Source organism: Arthrobacter sp. CAU 1506, from assembly GCF_005047635.1.
GTDB lineage: Bacteria > Actinomycetota > Actinomycetes > Actinomycetales > Micrococcaceae > Crystallibacter.
The window spans coordinates 163,022-179,993 of sequence record NZ_SUKC01000001.1; the positions used below are offsets into that span (position 1 = coordinate 163,022).

Below are 16,972 nucleotides of genomic sequence, written 5' to 3' on the forward strand. Positions count from 1 at the left end.
CCTGATGTACCTGAACCACTTCCCGCAGCCTGAACTGCAGGTGCCTATATTCGACTCCAGCGGCGTGCGGATCGGTGTTGTCGACTACTTCTGGAGGGCCAACCGTCTGGTCGGAGAGTTTGATGGTTCCGTCAAATACGGACGAAATGAGTGCCTCCAGGGCCAATTGGCTGCGGACGTTCTCATCAAGGAGAAGCAGCGCGAAGACAAGATCCGGGCAACCGGGGTAGGCATGGCCAGATGGATGTGGTCGGCGTTGTTCCCGGCCGGAGGAAACCAGCCGGGGCTTACCCAGCAACTCCTCCAAGCCGGGCTCCGGCAAGATCACCGCAACGTATGGGACGGCATGTAGCGGCTCCTCGAGTCCCACCCTTGGCCGCTCCGGTTTGACCGTCTGCTCCCCAACGAATGGGAGCGCCAGTCACCACCGGGAGCGCTCCCCAACGAACAGGAGCGGCTGGCGGGTAAAACGGGAATGAGCGGCACCCGGCGGCAAAGGACCAGCCCCGGTGAGCATCCGCGCCCGAGTGCTCTGCAGGTCTGCTGCCTGCCCCGAAGGTATCGGCAGGATCAGCTCCCGATACCGATGGCCGGCCCCACGAGCGAATAGCCGACGAAACCCGCAATATCCAGCAGCGCGTGCGCGATCACCAGCGGCATCACCCGCTTGACCTTCGAATAGACGTAGCCGAACACTAGGCCCATCAGGAAGTTCCCGATACCCGGGCCGATCCCCTGATACAGGTGGTAGGTCCCGCGTAGGGCGGCGCTGACGAAGATCGTGGTCCAGATCCCCCAGCCGAACTTGGCGAACCGGTCGAAAAGGTAGCCCACCATGATCACTTCTTCGAGGATGGCGTGGCGCAGTGCTGACAGCACCAGCACCGGCACGGTCCACCAATATTCATCCAGGGCCGCGGGCACAATTGCGGTGGTGATTCCCAGCGCCCTGCCGGCGGCGTAGACCGCCAACGTGCCGGCACCCATCACCAGGGCCAGCAGGAAGCCCAGGCCGAAGTCCACCCGGGGCCGGGAGAAGGTGAAGCCGATCGACCGGAAGGCCGATTGGCCGGGCGAGGTCATCAGGAGCAGCACCAGTGCCACCGGCACCAGTGCAAAGCAGATACCGAGCATCTGGTACACGAAATCGAAGATTTCCCGCGAGTTCAGTACCGGATTCAACGTGGTGGTTTGCGAGGCCAGCGGCGCGCGGGTCATCTTCTCCAGCAGGTTCACCACGGCGTAGACCGCCGACTGCCCCAGCGAAACCCCGAGCACAATGAGCACTTCCGCCCGGTAGTAACTCAGCGTGCGCGGCGCGCTCGCGGTGATGACCTTCTGCTTGTCCATAGCCACTATCTTGCCGTGTGTCGACGGCGGGCAGTCGCTCACCGAACCGGATTCCCCATAGCCGATCAGAACAGAGTGAAACGGCGACTCAAGAGTTTCGCCAAACGCATTCGGCTCCTACCCACGTGGAGCGGATCCCGGCTGTACCGATTTCGGACGGTTCCATCGCGGTTAGATCCTGGTCCAGTACGACGAAGTCCGCCAGTCGCCCGACGGTTAGTTGGCCCTTGATGTGGCTCTCCCCGGTCGCATGCGCGGAGCCGACCGTATAGACCCCCAGTGCCTCCGACACACTCAACTGCTGCTCCGGACCGAGCAACAGACCCTCGGAACTTCGCCGTGTGACCATGCTTTGCACGGCCATGAGCGGGTCGGCAGGCACCAACGGGTAGTCGGACGAGCCGGCAACCTCCACGCCGGCAGTCAGCAGGGACTTGTGTGCACAGATCATTCGCGACCAGTCCGGCCCATAGAAGGAAGAGATTTCTTGCCCGTGAAAGTGGATGAATGCGCCGAAGAGAACGGGCGTGACGCCGATTGCCTTCATCCGGGCAATGAGCGAGTCATCGACCATGCTGCAGTGCTCGATGCGGTGATTCATCCGTTGACCCGCCGGGTGCGGCAGGGATTCATAGACTTGCAACACTTTGTCGACAGCGGCATCGCCGTTGGCGTGGACAGCGACTCGCTGCCCAGCGCCATGGACTCGGCGGACGATAGCGGCGAACTCATCGTCTCCGAGAATCTGCAGCCCGTTGTCCGACCCCGTGGCGCTTTGGTAGGGACGCTGGCATAAGCAGGTGCCTCCGGACAGCGCCCCGTCCAGCATCATCTTCACACCAGCCAACCGCAATCGTTCCGGGTTGCTGAAGGAGGGCGATCCAGCCTGCTCATCAAAACAGCTGTACCACTGCAGCATGTTCACGCGGGGTGTCAGGACGTTGTCAGCCAGCGCAGCGGCATACATGTCCTGCTCCACGGCGGTAACGATTGCATCGCAATAGGAGGTGATGCCGACGGCGTGCATCTCGTCGTTGACGGCACGCAGGGCGGCGACCTGCGCTCTCATCTCGCCGGCGGAAGCGACGGATGTTCCCTGAAGCCCGGGCAGCCAGGGATCGAGCCAGGCCCGTTCGTACATCCACCCATTTAACCGACCGTCGGCATCGGTCATCAGCTCTCCACCGGCCGGTGCGTCTTGCGCGCTGCGGTATCCCATCAATTCAAGGGCCCGACTGTTGCCCACCGCTTTGTGGAAACTGTAATGAATCAGCACCAGCGGCCGGGTCGTTGATACTCCGTCCAAAAAACGACGGTCCATCCCTCCCAGGCCGGGGTTCCGTTCGTCGAACGCGTGTCCGAGCACCCAATCGTCCTCGCCGACCAGTGCAGCACGTTCACTCATCATCCGTTGCAGCTCTTCTGCATCGGTTACGTCGGCAAGGTCGACCCGGACGCGGGCCAATGCCGCTTGCGAGACGTGGCTATGAGCGTCATTGAAGCCCGGGACCACCAAGGCGCCGTCGAGGTCGATTCGATCCGCCGACCGAAAGCGCGCGGACAGTCCACGCCGGGATCCAACCGCAATGATCCTGCCGTCCTGTGCGGCAAAGGCCTCCGGTTCCGTTCCGTCCATGGCCATGATTCGCTTCGCGGCAAATATCCGTACCGGTTGCTCACTTTCCACCGTCAGAACTTCCTTTCTGGTAGCAGAATCCCAGACGCTTCTAAAGGTCCAGCAGCAGCCGATTGCCCTTGCATCGTGAAACGCAGATCATCATGGTGTCCCCGGCTTCACGTTCGTGGTCGGACAACAACGAGTCACGATGATCGATCTCGCCGCCCAGCACCGCCGTCTCGCAGGTGCCGCAGATTCCTTCACGGCAGGAGTTCAGGGGGTTGATCCCGACCGCTTCGAGGGCCTGCAAGATGGTTTCATCGGATCCAACAGGGACTTCCGTCCCGTCCACGAGTTCTACCGTGAAGGCCGTGTCCCGGACCTCCGACGGCGCCTTGGCCTCGCCCGTGGCTGTAAAGCGCTCACAGTGGAATCGTCCGGGCTCCTCCCAGCCGTCGGCAATCGACTGAATGACATTGAGCAGCGGCCCGGGGCCGCAGGCGTAGACGTGCAGGTCCGACTGCTGGTCCGCCAACAGTTCGGCAAGCGGGTAGAGTCCGCTCTCGTCGTCAGCGTGGATGTGAACATCTCCACCGAGCGCTTGGATCTCCTCGAGGAAAGCCATCGAAGAGCGGCTCCGGCCCAGGTAAACCAAGCGCCAGGGCACTCCAAGCGCTGCGGCCTCGCGAATCATCGGCAGAATCGGGGTGATACCGATGCCGCCGGCGATGAAGACATAGCTGCCCGCGGGGGCCAAGACGAAGTTGTTGCGCGGCCCACGGACCTGGATTTTGGTCCCCGGTCTCAGCAAGTCGTGCACATAGGCCGAACCGCCACGCCCCTCGGGTTCGCGCAGAATGCCTAAACGCCAAGCGGAGCGGCTGGACCGCTCCGAGCAGAGCGAGTATTGGCGCAAAAGGCCGTTGGGCAGCAGGACGTCCACGTGAGCGCCGGCTTCCCACTCGGGCAGGTCCTCACCCAGCGGGTGTTCCAACTCCAACGAGACCACGCTGCTGGACTCGCGCCGGATGGAGCGGACCTCGACGTCGAAAAATTCTTCAGTCATGATTCACCTCCGCCGTGTCAGGCCGCGGCCGGTTCGGAGAGCACCGAGGCAAGGAAGGCCTTCGTGCGTTCGTTCTGAGGGTTCGTGATGACCTCGCGGGCAGGTCCCTGCTCCACCACATAGCCGTCCGCCATAAAGACCACCCGGTCGGCGACGTCGCGGGCAAAGTGCATCTCGTGCGTCACCACCACCATGGTCATGCCGGAGTTGGCCAGGTCCTTCATGACCTTCAGGACCTCGCCAACCAGCTCGGGGTCCAGGGCCGAGGTCGGCTCGTCAAAGAGCATCAGCTGCGGCTCCATGCACAGGGCGCGGGCGATTGCCACCCGCTGCTGCTGGCCGCCGGAGAGTTGGCGCGGATATGCGTCGGCTTTTTCCGCCAGCCCGACTTTCTCCAGCAGGGACATGGCCCGGGCCATGGCAGTGGCTTTTTTCTCCTTGCGGACAAGCCGCGGTGCTTCGATCAGGTTTTCCATCACGGTCATGTGCGGGAATAAGTTGAACTGCTGGAAGACCATGCCGACTTCGGTGCGGCTGCGGCAGATGTCGTTGTGGCTCTGTTCATAAAGCTTGCTGCCCTTGAGGTCGTAGCCCACGATTTTGCCGTTGACCCACATGCGGCCACCGTCGACCGTTTCAAGATGGTTGATGCAGCGCAGGAACGTGCTCTTGCCGGATCCTGAAGGACCGATCAGGCAGACCACCTCCCCCGGCTGGACGTGCAGGTCAATGCCTTTCAGCACCTGGTTGGAGCCGAAATTCTTACAGATGGCGTCGGCTTTCACCATCGGCTCAACGCCGTGCGTAACCGTCATTTCTTGGTGCCTTTCAGGGAGAGAGCGTCATGCGTGGCGAAAAACCGCTTGAGCTGCTGCAGTGGCGTGGGCGGCAGGTTCCGCTGGTTGCCGCGGGCGAAGCGACGCTCCAGGTAGTACTGGCCGATGGTCAGGATCGATGTGATCAGCAGGTACCAGAGACTGGCGACGATCAGCAGCGGCACGGTCTCGAACGTTCGTGCGTAGATGATCTGCGCCGAGTACAGCAGCTCCGGCACCGAGATCACGCTGACCAACGCGGTGGTCTTGAGCATGCCGATGGTTTCGTTGCCGGTGGGCGGGATAATGACGCGCATCGCCTGCGGCAGCACCACCCGGCGCATGGTCTGCATCCGGGTAATGCCCAGGGCCTCCGCTGCCTCGGTTTGCCCGTGATCCACGGACAGGATTCCGGCCCGGACGATCTCGGACATGTATGCCCCTTGGTTGAGGCCAAGACCGAGGATTGCTGCCGTCATTGGGGTGATCAGCTGGTTGGCGTCCAGTTCGACGCCGGGAATGCCGAGCGTGATGACCGGATAGAGTGCCGCCAGGTTGAACCAGAACAGCAGCTGCACCAGCACCGGCGTGCCGCGGAAGAAGTTGACGTAGGCGAAGGCGGCACTGCGCACCACCGGATTCACGGAGAGCCGCATGACTGCGAAGACAACGCCCAGCACGATGCCAATGGCCATGCTGACCGCGGTCAGGCCAAGCGTGACCAGGATGCCCCGGCCAATGGACACATCGCGCAGGTAGAGTCCGACGACGTCCCAGCCGAAGTTGGGGTTGGTCATCACGGACCGCGCCAGCAGTCCGGCGATCACAACAATCACCGCTGCGGCCAGCCACCGGCCGGGATGCTTGGCCTTGACGACGGTGTAGCCATCGGCCGTAGGGGCTGTTTGCTCGCTTCGGGTAGTCACGGCAGTCATGCGGCTGCGTCCTCTCCGCTACTTCTGGTCGATCGTGTCGGCGGTGATCAGCACGGACTCCGGGAAGTCCCACTTGTCGCCGAGCTCCTGGTAGTGGCCCCCGGCGATGACTCCCTTCGCTGCGGCGGCAACGGCTTCCTTCATACCGGTGTCCTTGGCCAGGGCAATCCCGAACGGCACGGCATCGTAGTCCTCGCCCTCGGCCAGTTCGAACTGGCCGTTGGATTCCTTGCCCTGGTAGGCCAGCGGCACGCTGTCGGCGATAACCCCGTCAACCCGGCCGGAAGCCAGCGCCAGGTTGGCGTCGGTCTGCCCGGGGAAGTTCTGGATCTTGATTTCTTCTTTACCTGCCGCGTTGCATTCCTTGGAGAACCCCGGCAGGTACTCCATCGACTGGATCGATCCCTTCTGGCCGGCAATCTTCTTTCCGCACATGCTCAGCGGGTCCATTGAGATGCCCAGTGGATTTCCGGGAGCGACGGCGATGCCCGTGCCGGTGTAGAGATACTCCACGAAGTCGACGATCTTCTCGCGTTCTTCAGTGACGGAGAAGGCCGACATCGCCATGTCGTACTTGCCGGAGGCCAGGCCGGCCAAGATCGTGTCAAAAGTTGCCGGAACGTGCTCCACCTTCAGTCCTAGGGCCGCGCCGACGGCATCCGCGAAGTCCACGTCGAAGCCGATCATGGTCTTGTTGTCGGTGTCGTAGTACTCGAACGGGGCGTAGGTCGGGTCGGAGGCGACTTTCAGCGTGCCGGAGGCCACGATCGCGTCCGGCAGCAGGTCCCGGGCCGCTTCGTTGACTTCCACGGATCCTGCTGCAGCGCCGGCATCTGCTGGCGCACCGGTATTTGCTGGACCCGTGGCCGCGCCGGAGGCGTTGGTGCAGGCGGTCAGCGACACGGCCAGCAGGACGGATCCGGCCAAGAGGTAGGAACGGCTGGCACGGTGATGTGAATGACGCATGGACTTTCCTTTCATGGTCCGGACGGCATTGTCCGGGTCTGGATATCCGCACTGGTCAGGAGACGACCAGTGCCTCGGTGCTAGAAATTCGGTTTCGACGTGCAGCAGGGAGGTGCGTCCGGCGACTCGTGACAAGGGCGTGGTCGGTCAAGGGACCCACCGCAGGACCTTGGCTTTCCGCGGGGCGAGGGTGATGACCTGGACGGCGGCTTCGCCGGCGGCGAGCGAGAGCCGGATGGTCTCGGCTTCCTCGCCCTCGACGATGAAGACGTCGCCGGCCCGCAACCAGCGTTCCCAGGGGCCGTCCGCCGCCGCGACCAGTGCTTCGCCGCCGAGTCCGGTGACGATCAGCTGCTCGCCCGGCCCGCGCTGCAGCGTGCCCGTGTAGCTGCCGGTGTAGCGGTGGCTTTCGGAGGCGATATAGCGGGCATCGGCTTCGAGTTCAACGGTGGGTTCGGGGCCGGTTTCGTCCAGCTGCACCGTCCACCGCCACGGGTCGCCGCGCTCAGCCGAGTCCGGGCATGCGGCCAGGATCTTGGCGCCCGTTTCGGCGGCCGTTTCGCCGCCCAGCGGGTTGGCTCTGATCAGCATCCACATGGGCGGGACCTATGCCGTCCGGGGAGCGACCGGCTCCCGGCGGGCGGCCGGCCGGGCCGCATCCTTCGCCTGCTGTTCCTGCTTCAGCAGCGCAGCCAGGATGCGCCGGGCCCGGGCCACGCCGCCGTCCTGGGCGATCAGCACGTCGAACTCGCCCTCGGGGCGGGTCTGCATGCCAATCTCCTGTGCCTCCAGCGCGGAAGCGTCCTCGTCCAGCACCGTGGCCAGGCCGATGCGCAGGTCCTCGGTTGCCTGCTCGTTGTCGACGGCGAAGTTGCGGCTGAAGGCGTAGTAGTACCAGGAGTTGTGCGCGTCGATCGGCGTGATGCCGTTCAGCACCTTGATCAGGAAGCCCTCTTCGCGCGGCTTGCCCTCGCCGGTGATGCCCGAGTGCAGCACATGCAGGTTCGGGACGAAGAATTCCGTGCAGTGGAAGCGGTCGAACAGTCCGCGGGCGTCCATGGTTTCGGCGTACAGCGGCGGCGCTTCAACCGAGGGCATCAGGCGGTCGACGCTGACCACGTTGCCGTCGACCTCGACGGTGATCCCGTGCTCGTAGATGTAGTCGTCACCCACCGTGGTCTGGTGCAGGAAAGACTCATGGGTCAGGTCCAACAGGTTGTCGTGGATCAAGTCGGCCCGGCACTTGAAGTGGTACGAATGCGTGACGGTGGCCCACTCCGGGTCCACCATCCAGTGGGTGTCCGGGACGTCAGCGGGATTGGCCAGCTCCGGATCGCCGGTCCAGACCCAGATCCAGCCGTCCTGCTCCACCACCGGGTACTTGCGCACCTTGGCGCGTTCCGGGATCGACGTCTGCGCCGGCACCTTGGTGCACATGCCATCCGGGCCGTAGGTAAAACCGTGGTAGCCGCACTCCACCGAGTCACCGACGGTCCGGCCCTCGGAGAGCGGGAAGGCGCGGTGCGCACAGCGGTCCGCCAGGGCAATGGCTTCGTTGTCCTGGGTCCGGAACAGGACGATCGGCTGCTCGCAGATAACCCGGCGCACCGGCTTGCGCGTGACCTCCGTTGACCACGCAGCCACATACCAAGTGTTCAGCACATACATTTTCGGTTCTCCTCCATCACGTGTGTATACACTGTATTCAGAGCGTAGATGTGACGTCAAGCACTTTCCGCAAAAGGATCAGCAGGTTACCGTTTCACCCGATTTTCCGGCTCGCTGCGCGTCCTGCTGCCTGCTGAACGCTAGAGTGCACAAAAGAACAACAGAAGGAGGCCACTGTGGCTGCGATACCGAATGACGTGAGACCGCTGGCGGTCCGCGTCCATGAGCAGCTGAGCGCCGACATCATCAGCGGGACCATCAAGCCAGGCTCCGCTTTGGCCCAGGAAGGGGTGGCAGCGCAATACGGCGTGTCCCGCACACCTGTCCGCGATGCTCTCACCCAACTGACACTGGAGGGACTGACCACGCTTGTCCCCGGCAAGGGCTATATCGTCAACCAGCTCGACGAACGCGAGATTGAAAACGTCTTCGAGGTCCGCTACGCCTTGGAATCCCTCGCGGTGCGGAACGCCATCGGCTCCTACACACCCCAGCAGCTGGTGCGGCTGGGCGGCCTCATCGACGAGACAGAGATCGTTGATCCGCAGGACAGCGGCGAACTGTTCCGGCTAGGCCGCGCGTTCCATCTGGCCTTGGTGGAACCCGCTGCCAACGACTACCTGCGCGGCGTCATTTCCTCCATCTGGAACCACCCCATCCAGCACAGGATTACCTTGACCTATCGGCAGGGACCCGACCACCAGGCCAAGGTCATCCATGATCACCGCAGCATTCTGCAGGCACTCAAGGACCAGGACCCGGACCGCGCCGTCGAGGTGCTGGCGCATTGCCACGACGTCAAAGACCCCAACCGCTACGAACACATCGGCTGAATACCCGCGCGCTGTCCCGTACCTGCGTCGGAGCCCGGCTCAGCCCCTCCCGGCCGAGCGCATGCCGGCCCGCCACACCGCGGCCGTCAGCGGCATGCCGGGCCGGTAGGCAAGATGCGTGGCCGAGGGCGCGTTCAGCAAGTGCAGATCGGCGCGGTGCCCGACGGCGATGGAACCCACTGCCCGCTGCCCGTCCGCGTCCCGGCCTACGTGGCGGCCCAAGGCTAGGGCACCTCCGTAGGTCGCCGCGCGGACAGCTTCCTGGACGCTCAATCCCATCTGCAGCACCGCCGTCGTCACGCAAAAGTTCATGGAACTGGTGAAGGAGGTGCCGGGGTTGCAGTTGGAGGCGAGGGCAATTTCCGCGCCGGCATCCAGCAGCTGCCGGCCCGGCGCCAGCGGCTGCCGGGTGGACAGATCGCAGGCCGGCAGGCAGGTGGCCACCGTGCCGCGCTCCCCCGTGCCGCTGGCGCGGTCCCAGCCCGCCCAGGTTCCGGCGAGCGCCGCGACGTCGTCGTCGGAAAGGTAGTTCACGTGGTCCACGCTGGCCGCGCCGAATTCCACCGCCAGCCGGACGCCGGGCCCCTCGCCCAACTGGTTGCCGTGCACGCGCAGCCCCAGCCCGGCATCTCGGCAGGCAGCGAGCACCCGGCGGGACTGCTCCTCGGTGAAGGCGCCGCGTTCGCAAAACACATCCGCCCACTGGACATAGGGCCGGACCGCAGCCAGCATGTCGCCACAGACCAGGTCGGTGTACTCGTCGGCGTCGATGCCGTCCGGGACCAGGTGCGCGCCCAGGTAGGTCACCTCGTCGACCACCGTGGAGGCGATCCGGGCGCTGCGGGCCTCCTGCTCCACGTCCAGGCCGTAGCCGGTCTTCGTCTCCAGGTAGGTAGTACCGCCGGCCGATGCCTCCGCGACACGGGCCAGCAGCAGCCGGGTCAGATCATAGTCGCTGGCTTCGCGGGTGGCGCCGGTGGTGACGGCGATCCCGCCGGCCTGATAGGACTGTCCGGCCATCCGGGCTTCGAATTCGGCGGTGCGGTCGCCGGCAAAGACCAAGTGGGTATGCGAGTCCACCCAGCCCGGCAACACCGCCCGACCGCCGGCGTCGAACTGTTCGTCGGCCTCCGGCGCCTGCGCCGAGGGGCCGAGCCAGGCAATCCGCTCCCCCTCGATGATCACGGCGGCATCGTGCAGCACTGCCTCGGCGCCGCGGGCCGGATCCTGCGTGTGCAGTTCGCCGATATGGGTAATGACGGTGCTCATGCGATCTCCTTCAATGCCGCGGCCAGCAGGTCGGCCGGCTGGCCCAGCCGCGAGTGGACGCCGTTGGCCGCCAGCAGTTCCCCGCCGACGACGACGGCCGTGACATCCGCTGACGTGGCCGTCAACGGCAACTGGCCGGGATCCGAGCCCACCGTCCGCATGGTCGCGGGGTTGACCGCGGCCAGATCGGCTGCCAAGCCGACGGCGATGCCCGCGGTCGGAGTCCCCATCGCTGCGACGGCTCCGGCCGACGCGGCCTGCAGGAGTTCATCCGGAGTGAACCGGCCGCGCTGCCCGCTGGCCAGGCGTTCGCCGTGCTCCAGCGCCCGCATCTCCAGCCACGGGTCCACCACGGCATGCTGGTCGGTGCCGAGGGCGATGCGGGCGCCGGCGTCGGCCAAAGCCCGGGCCGGACCGATCCCGTCGGCGAGGTCGGCTTCGGTCGTCGGGCACATCACCACGGTGGCGCCCGCACCGCCCAGCAGGTCGATGTCCTCGGCGGTCAGGTGGGTGGCATGGACGGCGCTCAACCGTGGCGACAGCAGGCCGTGCCGCGCCAGCAGTCCGGCGGGCGTGACGCCGTACTCGGCCAGGCAGGCTTCGTTCTCGGCCGGCTGCTCGGACAAATGGATGTGCAGCGGCAGCTCCGGCGACAGCCGGTCGGCAATGACCGGCAGCGCGGATTCGGGCACGCCGCGCACCGAGTGCAATGCTGCGCCCACGGTGATCCGGGCCGGGTCGAACCGGGCTGCAACCGCCTTCCGGAGCGAATCCAGCCGGTCCAGCCAGGCGTGTACGTCGCCGTCGCCGAACCGCTGTTGTTCAGGGGCCAGCGGCTTACCGATCCCGCCGGCCAGATAGCAGGTGTCCAGCAGGGTCAGCCGGATTCCGGCTGCTGCCGCGGCCCGGCAGAGCGCCAGTTCCATCGCATGCTCGCTGTCGAGGTCATCATCCTCGCCCCGGGGGCCGGCGCCCTCTGGACCGTCCCCGGCCGCGGCACTGCCGTACGCAGCGCCGTCCGGGCGGTGGTGGACGTAGTGGAATTCGGCCACGCTGCTGAAACCGGCGGTCACCATCTCGGCAAACACGGCGGTGGCCAGCCGCTCGTACTTCCCGGGGGTCAGCGCACCGGCCGCCCGATACATCTGCTCCCGCCAGGTCCAGAAGTCCCCCCTGCCGGTATGCGTGCGGCCGCGCAGCGCGCGGTGGAAAGCGTGCGAATGCGCGTTGGCCGCGGCGGGAAAGACCACGCCGTCCAGCGTGAGGACGCCGGCGCCAGGATCCGGCCGCGGTGCCGTGCCCACGTGGGTGATGGCACCGCCGTCGTCGTTTTCCAGCAGGATGTTATCCGCCACGCCCTCCGGCCCCAGCCAGGCACGCTCGCACCAAATGCGGCTCACAGCAGCGCCTCCAGGACATCGGCGAGCGCGGCGGCGCCGGCGTCGGCGTCCCACGGCTCCACGTATTCCTCCGGCGAGTGCGAGATGCCGGAGGGGTTCTTCACGAACAGCATGCCCGACGGCACCCGCGCGGCCAGCACGCCGGCGTCGTGGCCGGCGCCGGTGGCCAGCACCGGGGCACCGGGCAGGGCATTTTCCAGCTGGCGCTGCAGGGCGGAATCGAAGTGCACGGTGCCGCTGTAGGACTCCTCGGTGAGTGACACCGAACAGCCCTCGAAGGCGGCAATCTTCTGGGCCTTGCCGTGGATGGTCTCGACCAGCTCCGCGGTGACCGCGTCGTCGGGATGCCGAGCATCCAGCCACAAATCCACCCGCGAGGCAATCACATTCGTGCCGCCGGGAACGGGCTGGATCCGCCCGACGGTCGCCCGGGCGTCAGACTGCTTGGCGGCCGTCTGCTGCACGGCCAGAATGATCTGCGCGGCGGCCACCATCGGATCCGCGCGGTCGGCCATCAGCGTGGTGCCGGCATGGTTGCCCTGTCCGGCGACGCTGATCCGCCACCGCCCGTGGCCCAGAATGGAACTGCCGACGGCGATGGCCGGGCCGTCCTCGCCCAGGCCGCGGCCCTGCTCCACGTGCAGCTCGATGAAGTCGCCGATCCGTGCCAGCGCCTCGTCGTCGCGCCCGAGGTGCGCCGGATCCAGCCCATTGGCCCGGGCGGCATCGGCAAAGGTGGTGCCGTGCTCATCGCGCAGGTTGCGGGCCCTGTCCGGATCGATGGCCCCGGCCAGCAGCCGCGAACCCAGGCACGCCACACCGAACCGCGAACCCTCCTCTTCCGGAAAGACCGTGACGGCCAGCGACCTGTTCGGCTGCACGCCGCGCTCTTTAAGCACGTCCACGGCGGCGAGCGCGGAGGCGACGCCCAGCGGACCGTCGAAGGCTCCGCCGCCCGGCACTGAATCCAGGTGGCTTCCGGTGACCAGTGCACCGCGCTGCGGCCCGCCCCACCACGCCCAGATGATGCCGTTGCGGTCCGTTTCCACCTCCAGGCCACGGCGCCCGGCCTGCTCAATGAACCAGCCGCGCAAATCCAGCTCCGCGGTCGAAAACACCGGCCGCGAATACCCCCCGCGCTGCCCATCCCGCCCGACATCAGCAATGGACTCCAAGAGTGACGTGACGGTCTGCATAAACCAACTTCCTTCTTAGCTACTGGGAGGGCCGATGGCCTGGATACATAAATCAGCGTATGCAGGCATCCCCGAACATTCGTGAGAAAGGCCGGAGGCCGGCTTTCGTGTAGGCGCGCCTCGCCGAGCGAGGAACGAGCGAGGTGTCGAAGCGCCGGCGAAAGCCGGCCGCAGGCCGCCTACCTAGTCGTTCATCGGGATCCGGACACCGCGCTCGGCCGCCACCTCGACGGCCCGATCGTAGCCCGCATCCACATGCCGGATCACACCCATGCCCGGATCGTTGGTCAGCAAGCGCTCCAGCTTCTGTGCGGCCAGTTCGGTGCCATCGGCCACCGAGACCTGGCCGGCGTGGATGGAACGACCGATGCCAACACCTCCGCCGTGGTGGATGGAGACCCAGGTGGCTCCGGAGCTCGCGGCCGTCAGCGCGTTGAGCAGCGGCCAGTCGGCGATGGCGTCGGAGCCGTCGGCCATGGCCTCGGTCTCGCGGTAGGGCGAGGCAACAGAGCCGGAGTCAAGGTGGTCGCGGCCGATCACGATCGGTGCCGAGACCTTGCCTTCTGCCACCAGACGGTTGAACAGCAGGCCGGCCTGGTGCCGCTCGCCGTAGCCCAACCAGCAGATGCGGGCCGGCAGCCCCTCGAACTCCACCCGCTCGGCGGCGGCGTCGAGCCAGCGGTGCAGGTGTTCGTTCTCCGGGAAGAGTTCCTTCAGCGCAGCGTCCGTGACCTCGATGTCCTTCGGATCGCCCGACAGCGCCACCCAGCGGAACGGCCCGAGCCCCTCGCAGAACAGCGGACGGATGTAGGCCGGAACGAAGCCGGGGAACTCGAAGGCCCGGTCGTAGCCGCCCTTGCGTGCCTCGTCGCGGATCGAGTTGCCGTAGTCGAAGACCTCTGCGCCGGCATCCTGGAACTCCACCATCGCCTGCACGTGCCGGGCCATCGAGGCCTGCGCCTTCTTGGTGAACCCCTCCGGATCGGCCTCTGCCTCGCGCTGCCAGTCCGCCACCGAGATTCCTTCGGGCAGGTAGGACAGCGGATCGTGGGCGGAGGTCTGGTCGGTGACTACGTCCACGGTGAGCTCGCCGGCCCGGTGCCTGCGCAGGATCTCCGGGAACACTTCGGCGGCATTGCCCACGTAGCCCACGGACCAGCCGCGGCCTTCTTCCTTCGCCTTCAGGACCTTGGCGATGGCGGTGTCCAGATCCGTCTCCACCTCGTCCAGATAGCGCTTGCCCACGCGGCGGTGCAGCCTGGCCTCGTCCACGTCGACGATCAGGCAGGCACCGTCGTTGAGAGTGACCGCCAGCGGCTGGGCCCCGCCCATGCCGCCGCAGCCGCCGGTCAGCGTCAGCGTCCCGGCCAGCGTGGGTGATCCGGTCTTGCCCGCCTCGTGCAGCTTGGCCCCGACGGCGGCGAACGTCTCGAAGGTGCCCTGCAGGATGCCTTGGGTGCCGATGTAGATCCAGGAACCGGCGGTCATCTGGCCGTACATCATCAGGCCCTCGGCTTCCAGCCGACGGAACTCCGGCCAGTTGGCCCAGTCCCCCACCAGGTTCGAGTTGGCCAGCAGCACGCGCGGCGCCCACGGGTTGGTCCGGAGCACGCCGACCGGTTTGCCCGACTGCACCAGCAGCGTCTCATCCTCTTCCAGGTCCTCGAGCGTCTTGACGATCGCGTCGTAGGCTTCCCAGGACCGCGCGGCGCGGCCGGTGCCGCCGTAGACCACCAGGTCTTCGGGCCGCTCGGCCACTTCGGGGTCCAGGTTGTTCATCAGCATCCGAAGCGGCGCCTCGGTCTGCCAGCTCTTGGCGGTCAGTGTGGTGCCGCGGGAAGCCCGGATGCTCCGGGAGGGATCATGCTGGGTGAACGTCATTGTTGTGCCCTTTCTGGCTGGGACGAATTTGGCTGGGAAGAATTGGGTCTGGATGAATCTGGGGGGGCAACTGGCTAGGACGTGGTTTCCGGCTCGGTGAAGAGTGCGCCGGCTTGTTCGGCCAACAGCAGCCCGAATTTTTCTGCTGCCTCCGGTGTGGTGCGGTAACTCGGGGCGACGATGCTCAGAGCAGCGACGACTTTGTCTCCGGCGAAGACAGGAGCCGCGACGGCGGTCACGTCGGCCTCCACGCTGTCCGCCATGACGGTAAACGTGCCGCGGTCCACCTGGCCGCTCAGGGCAGCTCCGGCCGCGCTGCCCGCGATCGGGAAGGTCCGACCCACCCAGTTCACGTGCCGCACGGTGTGGGTGCCTTCTTCGATAGCCACGTACAGTCCGTGCTCGCTCCCGGCGGTCACGCTCAGGTAGGCGGATTCGCCGGTCCGGTCTACCAGCGCGCGCAGGACATCGCGGCTGGCGTCGACCAGCGACTCGTGGCTCAGCGCCTGCACGCCCAGCTGCACCATCCGAAAGCCCGGCCGGTACAAGGCGTTCCCACGCTTGGCCGCGAATCCGTTGGCTTCGAGGGTCCGCAGCAGGCGCAGCGCCGTTGAGGCGGACAAGTCGACTGCCTTCGCCGCGTCGGCGAGCTTGACGCCGTCGTTCTCGCAGACGATGCGGAGCAGCGCCAGCGCGCGGTCGGCCGCCCTGGTGGTGGGATCCGCGCTCGCTTTTGGCACCATGCTGCTCCTCCGCTGTGTTGGATTTATTGCAGCCAGTAAAACACCAATTTCATTCAGCGGCAAGAATTATCGCCAAAAGTATTGACCCCCCACACGTCGGCTGGGTAGTTTCAGGTAACAGCCCGCTTGTTTTACTGATCGAAACGGGCATGCCATGCATCGGCAGAAAAAAGGAGACCTTGATGCCCCACCTGTTGTCCGCGGCCCCCAGCGCCCGCCGTCCCCTTCTGGCCACCGCTTCGGCTGCCGTGCTGGCTGGCGCGCTCCTGCTGACCGGCTGCGGCTCCGGCAGCCCCTCCTCACCCGGCGGCGGATCGCAACCCGCGGACCAGTCGGCGGACGCCGCCCTGGACCAGGTGAATCTGGGACTGATCCCGATCACGGACGTGGCGCCGGTATATCTGGGCATCCAGGAGGGCTACTTCGAGGACGAAGGCATCCAGCTCTCGGTCCAGCTGGCCCAGGGCGGCGCCGCTATTGTGCCGGCGGTCATGACCGGCGAATACCAGTTCGGCTACTCGAACGTCGTGTCGCTGCTGATCGCCCGGGACAAGGGGCTGCCGATCACCGTCGTCTCCAACGGCTCCAGCTCCACCAACGTCGCCGGCAAGGACGTGACCGAGGTCGCCGCGCTGCCGGACGCTGGAATCGAGAACCCGGCCGATCTGGTGGGCAAGACGGTCGCCGTCAACGCACTGAACAACTTTGCCGATGTCACCATCCGGAACGCCGTTGAACAAGCCGGCGGGAACCCTGACGACGTCGACTTCGTGGAAATGCCCTACCCGAACATGCCGGCGGCGCTGGAGCGCGGCGACGTTGACGCGGCCTGGACCACCGAGCCGTTCCGCACCCAGATCCTCGAAGCCGGCGGCGAAATTGTGTCCAGCCCGATGACCGACCTCACCCAAGACTTCGATTCGGCCTTCTACTTCACGTCCGAGCAGACCATGCAGGAGAACCCCGAACTCGTCGAGCGGTTCCAAAGGGCGCTGGAGAAGTCCTTCCAGTTCGCTGCGGAGAATGACGACGAGGTACGCACCGTCATCCAGGACTACGCGAAGATCACGCCCGAGCTCGCAGAGACCGTGGTGATGTCCCGCTGGTACCCGGAGATCAACCGGGAGGGCCTGGAGAAGCTCGGGTCGGCCGCGGTCAAGTACGGCGTGCTGAAGAACAACCCCGACTATGAGGCGCTGATCGCCGACTAGCCCCCGGCACCCCGGCCATCC

Annotated in this window: 16 protein-coding genes; 3 read left to right on the forward strand and 13 right to left on the reverse strand. The window is 65.9% G+C overall.

From position 1 onward, the window contains the following. Positions 1-4 precede the first annotated feature (4 nt). Positions 5-352, forward strand: coding sequence for a hypothetical protein (locus E4J89_RS00780; RefSeq protein ID WP_136784192.1), 348 nt, complete (start codon positions 5-7; stop codon positions 350-352). 218 nt (positions 353-570) lie between these two features. On the opposite strand, the gene E4J89_RS00785 is transcribed toward E4J89_RS00780, so the two are convergent. The 8 genes from E4J89_RS00785 to E4J89_RS00820 all read right to left on the reverse strand — a co-directional run bounded on the left by E4J89_RS00785 (position 571) and on the right by E4J89_RS00820 (position 8,394). Continuing rightward, on the reverse strand, positions 571-1,350 hold the full coding sequence (locus E4J89_RS00785) for a CPBP family intramembrane glutamic endopeptidase (RefSeq protein ID WP_136784193.1): 780 nt from the start codon (positions 1,348-1,350) through the stop codon (positions 571-573). An 88-nt stretch (positions 1,351-1,438) separates the two neighbouring features. Next, entirely contained in the window at positions 1,439-2,986 is a 1,548-nt protein-coding gene (locus E4J89_RS00790; protein WP_169303878.1) for an amidohydrolase, read from the reverse strand. A gap of 91 nt (positions 2,987-3,077) precedes the next feature. Continuing rightward, positions 3,078-4,034 (reverse strand): PDR/VanB family oxidoreductase, encoded by a 957-nt coding sequence (locus E4J89_RS00795; protein ID WP_136784195.1) that lies wholly within the window; start codon positions 4,032-4,034, stop codon positions 3,078-3,080. A 17-nt stretch (positions 4,035-4,051) separates the two neighbouring features. Then, positions 4,052-4,849, reverse strand: a complete 798-nt coding sequence (locus E4J89_RS00800) for an amino acid ABC transporter ATP-binding protein (protein ID WP_276606323.1) — start codon at positions 4,847-4,849, stop codon at positions 4,052-4,054. Continuing rightward, positions 4,846-5,784, reverse strand: coding sequence for an amino acid ABC transporter permease (locus E4J89_RS00805; protein WP_136784196.1), 939 nt, complete (start codon positions 5,782-5,784; stop codon positions 4,846-4,848). Before E4J89_RS00805 ends, E4J89_RS00800 begins: the two co-directional genes overlap by 4 nt. A gap of 18 nt (positions 5,785-5,802) precedes the next feature. After that, entirely contained in the window at positions 5,803-6,750 is a 948-nt protein-coding gene (locus E4J89_RS00810) for an ABC transporter substrate-binding protein (protein ID WP_136784197.1), read from the reverse strand. Positions 6,751-6,897: 147 nt separating this feature from the next. Further along, positions 6,898-7,347 carry a hypothetical protein gene (locus tag E4J89_RS00815; RefSeq protein ID WP_136784198.1) on the reverse strand — a complete coding sequence of 150 codons (450 nt, stop codon included), beginning with the start codon at positions 7,345-7,347 and terminating at the stop codon, positions 6,898-6,900. Positions 7,348-7,356: 9 nt separating this feature from the next. Continuing rightward, positions 7,357-8,394 carry an aromatic ring-hydroxylating dioxygenase subunit alpha gene (locus E4J89_RS00820; protein WP_240691607.1) on the reverse strand — a complete coding sequence of 346 codons (1,038 nt, stop codon included), beginning with the start codon at positions 8,392-8,394 and terminating at the stop codon, positions 7,357-7,359. Positions 8,395-8,594: 200 nt separating this feature from the next. Here E4J89_RS00820 and E4J89_RS00825 point away from each other — a divergent pair, with 200 nt between their 5' ends. Further along, positions 8,595-9,251 (forward strand): GntR family transcriptional regulator, encoded by a 657-nt coding sequence (locus tag E4J89_RS00825; RefSeq protein ID WP_136784200.1) that lies wholly within the window; start codon positions 8,595-8,597, stop codon positions 9,249-9,251. A 39-nt stretch (positions 9,252-9,290) separates the two neighbouring features. On the opposite strand, the gene hutI is transcribed toward E4J89_RS00825, so the two are convergent. The 5 genes from hutI to E4J89_RS00850 form a co-directional block, all read right to left on the reverse strand. After that, the gene (gene hutI / locus E4J89_RS00830) at positions 9,291-10,520 is read right to left on the reverse strand and encodes an imidazolonepropionase (RefSeq protein ID WP_136784201.1); all 1,230 of its coding nucleotides are present in this window, start codon (positions 10,518-10,520) and stop codon (positions 9,291-9,293) included. After that, the gene (locus tag E4J89_RS00835; protein ID WP_136784202.1) at positions 10,517-11,920 is read right to left on the reverse strand and encodes a formimidoylglutamate deiminase; all 1,404 of its coding nucleotides are present in this window, start codon (positions 11,918-11,920) and stop codon (positions 10,517-10,519) included. Before E4J89_RS00835 ends, hutI begins: the two co-directional genes overlap by 4 nt. Next, complete coding sequence (locus tag E4J89_RS00840; RefSeq protein ID WP_136784203.1) at positions 11,917-13,116, reverse strand: allantoate amidohydrolase; 1,200 nt, start codon at positions 13,114-13,116, stop codon at positions 11,917-11,919. Before E4J89_RS00840 ends, E4J89_RS00835 begins: the two co-directional genes overlap by 4 nt. A 183-nt stretch (positions 13,117-13,299) precedes the next feature. Next, complete coding sequence (gene hutU, locus E4J89_RS00845; protein ID WP_136784204.1) at positions 13,300-14,997, reverse strand: urocanate hydratase; 1,698 nt, start codon at positions 14,995-14,997, stop codon at positions 13,300-13,302. Positions 14,998-15,071: 74 nt separating this feature from the next. Next, positions 15,072-15,740 carry a helix-turn-helix domain-containing protein gene (locus E4J89_RS00850; RefSeq protein WP_136784205.1) on the reverse strand — a complete coding sequence of 223 codons (669 nt, stop codon included), beginning with the start codon at positions 15,738-15,740 and terminating at the stop codon, positions 15,072-15,074. Positions 15,741-15,922: 182 nt separating this feature from the next. Between E4J89_RS00850 and E4J89_RS00855 the strand changes: the two genes are divergently transcribed. Beyond that, complete coding sequence (locus E4J89_RS00855; protein WP_169303879.1) at positions 15,923-16,951, forward strand: ABC transporter substrate-binding protein; 1,029 nt, start codon at positions 15,923-15,925, stop codon at positions 16,949-16,951. The last annotated feature ends 21 nt before the right edge of the window (positions 16,952-16,972 follow it).

Coding starts and splice junctions, on each gene's coding strand:
- E4J89_RS00780 (WP_136784192.1), top strand. CDS start 5: ATGTACCTGAACCACTTCCCGCAGCCTGAACTGCAGGTGCCTATATTC.
- E4J89_RS00785 (WP_136784193.1), bottom strand. CDS start 1,350: ATGGACAAGCAGAAGGTCATCACCGCGAGCGCGCCGCGCACGCTGAGT.
- E4J89_RS00790 (WP_169303878.1), bottom strand. CDS start 2,986: ATGGACGGAACGGAACCGGAGGCCTTTGCCGCACAGGACGGCAGGATC.
- E4J89_RS00795 (WP_136784195.1), bottom strand. CDS start 4,034: ATGACTGAAGAATTTTTCGACGTCGAGGTCCGCTCCATCCGGCGCGAG.
- E4J89_RS00800 (WP_276606323.1), bottom strand. CDS start 4,849: ATGACGGTTACGCACGGCGTTGAGCCGATGGTGAAAGCCGACGCCATC.
- E4J89_RS00805 (WP_136784196.1), bottom strand. CDS start 5,784: ATGACTGCCGTGACTACCCGAAGCGAGCAAACAGCCCCTACGGCCGAT.
- E4J89_RS00810 (WP_136784197.1), bottom strand. CDS start 6,750: ATGCGTCATTCACATCACCGTGCCAGCCGTTCCTACCTCTTGGCCGGA.
- E4J89_RS00815 (WP_136784198.1), bottom strand. CDS start 7,347: ATGTGGATGCTGATCAGAGCCAACCCGCTGGGCGGCGAAACGGCCGCC.
- hutI (WP_136784201.1), bottom strand. CDS start 10,520: ATGAGCACCGTCATTACCCATATCGGCGAACTGCACACGCAGGATCCG.
- E4J89_RS00840 (WP_136784203.1), bottom strand. CDS start 13,116: ATGCAGACCGTCACGTCACTCTTGGAGTCCATTGCTGATGTCGGGCGG.
- hutU (WP_136784204.1), bottom strand. CDS start 14,997: ATGACGTTCACCCAGCATGATCCCTCCCGGAGCATCCGGGCTTCCCGC.
- E4J89_RS00850 (WP_136784205.1), bottom strand. CDS start 15,740: ATGGTGCCAAAAGCGAGCGCGGATCCCACCACCAGGGCGGCCGACCGC.
- E4J89_RS00855 (WP_169303879.1), top strand. CDS start 15,923: ATGCCCCACCTGTTGTCCGCGGCCCCCAGCGCCCGCCGTCCCCTTCTG.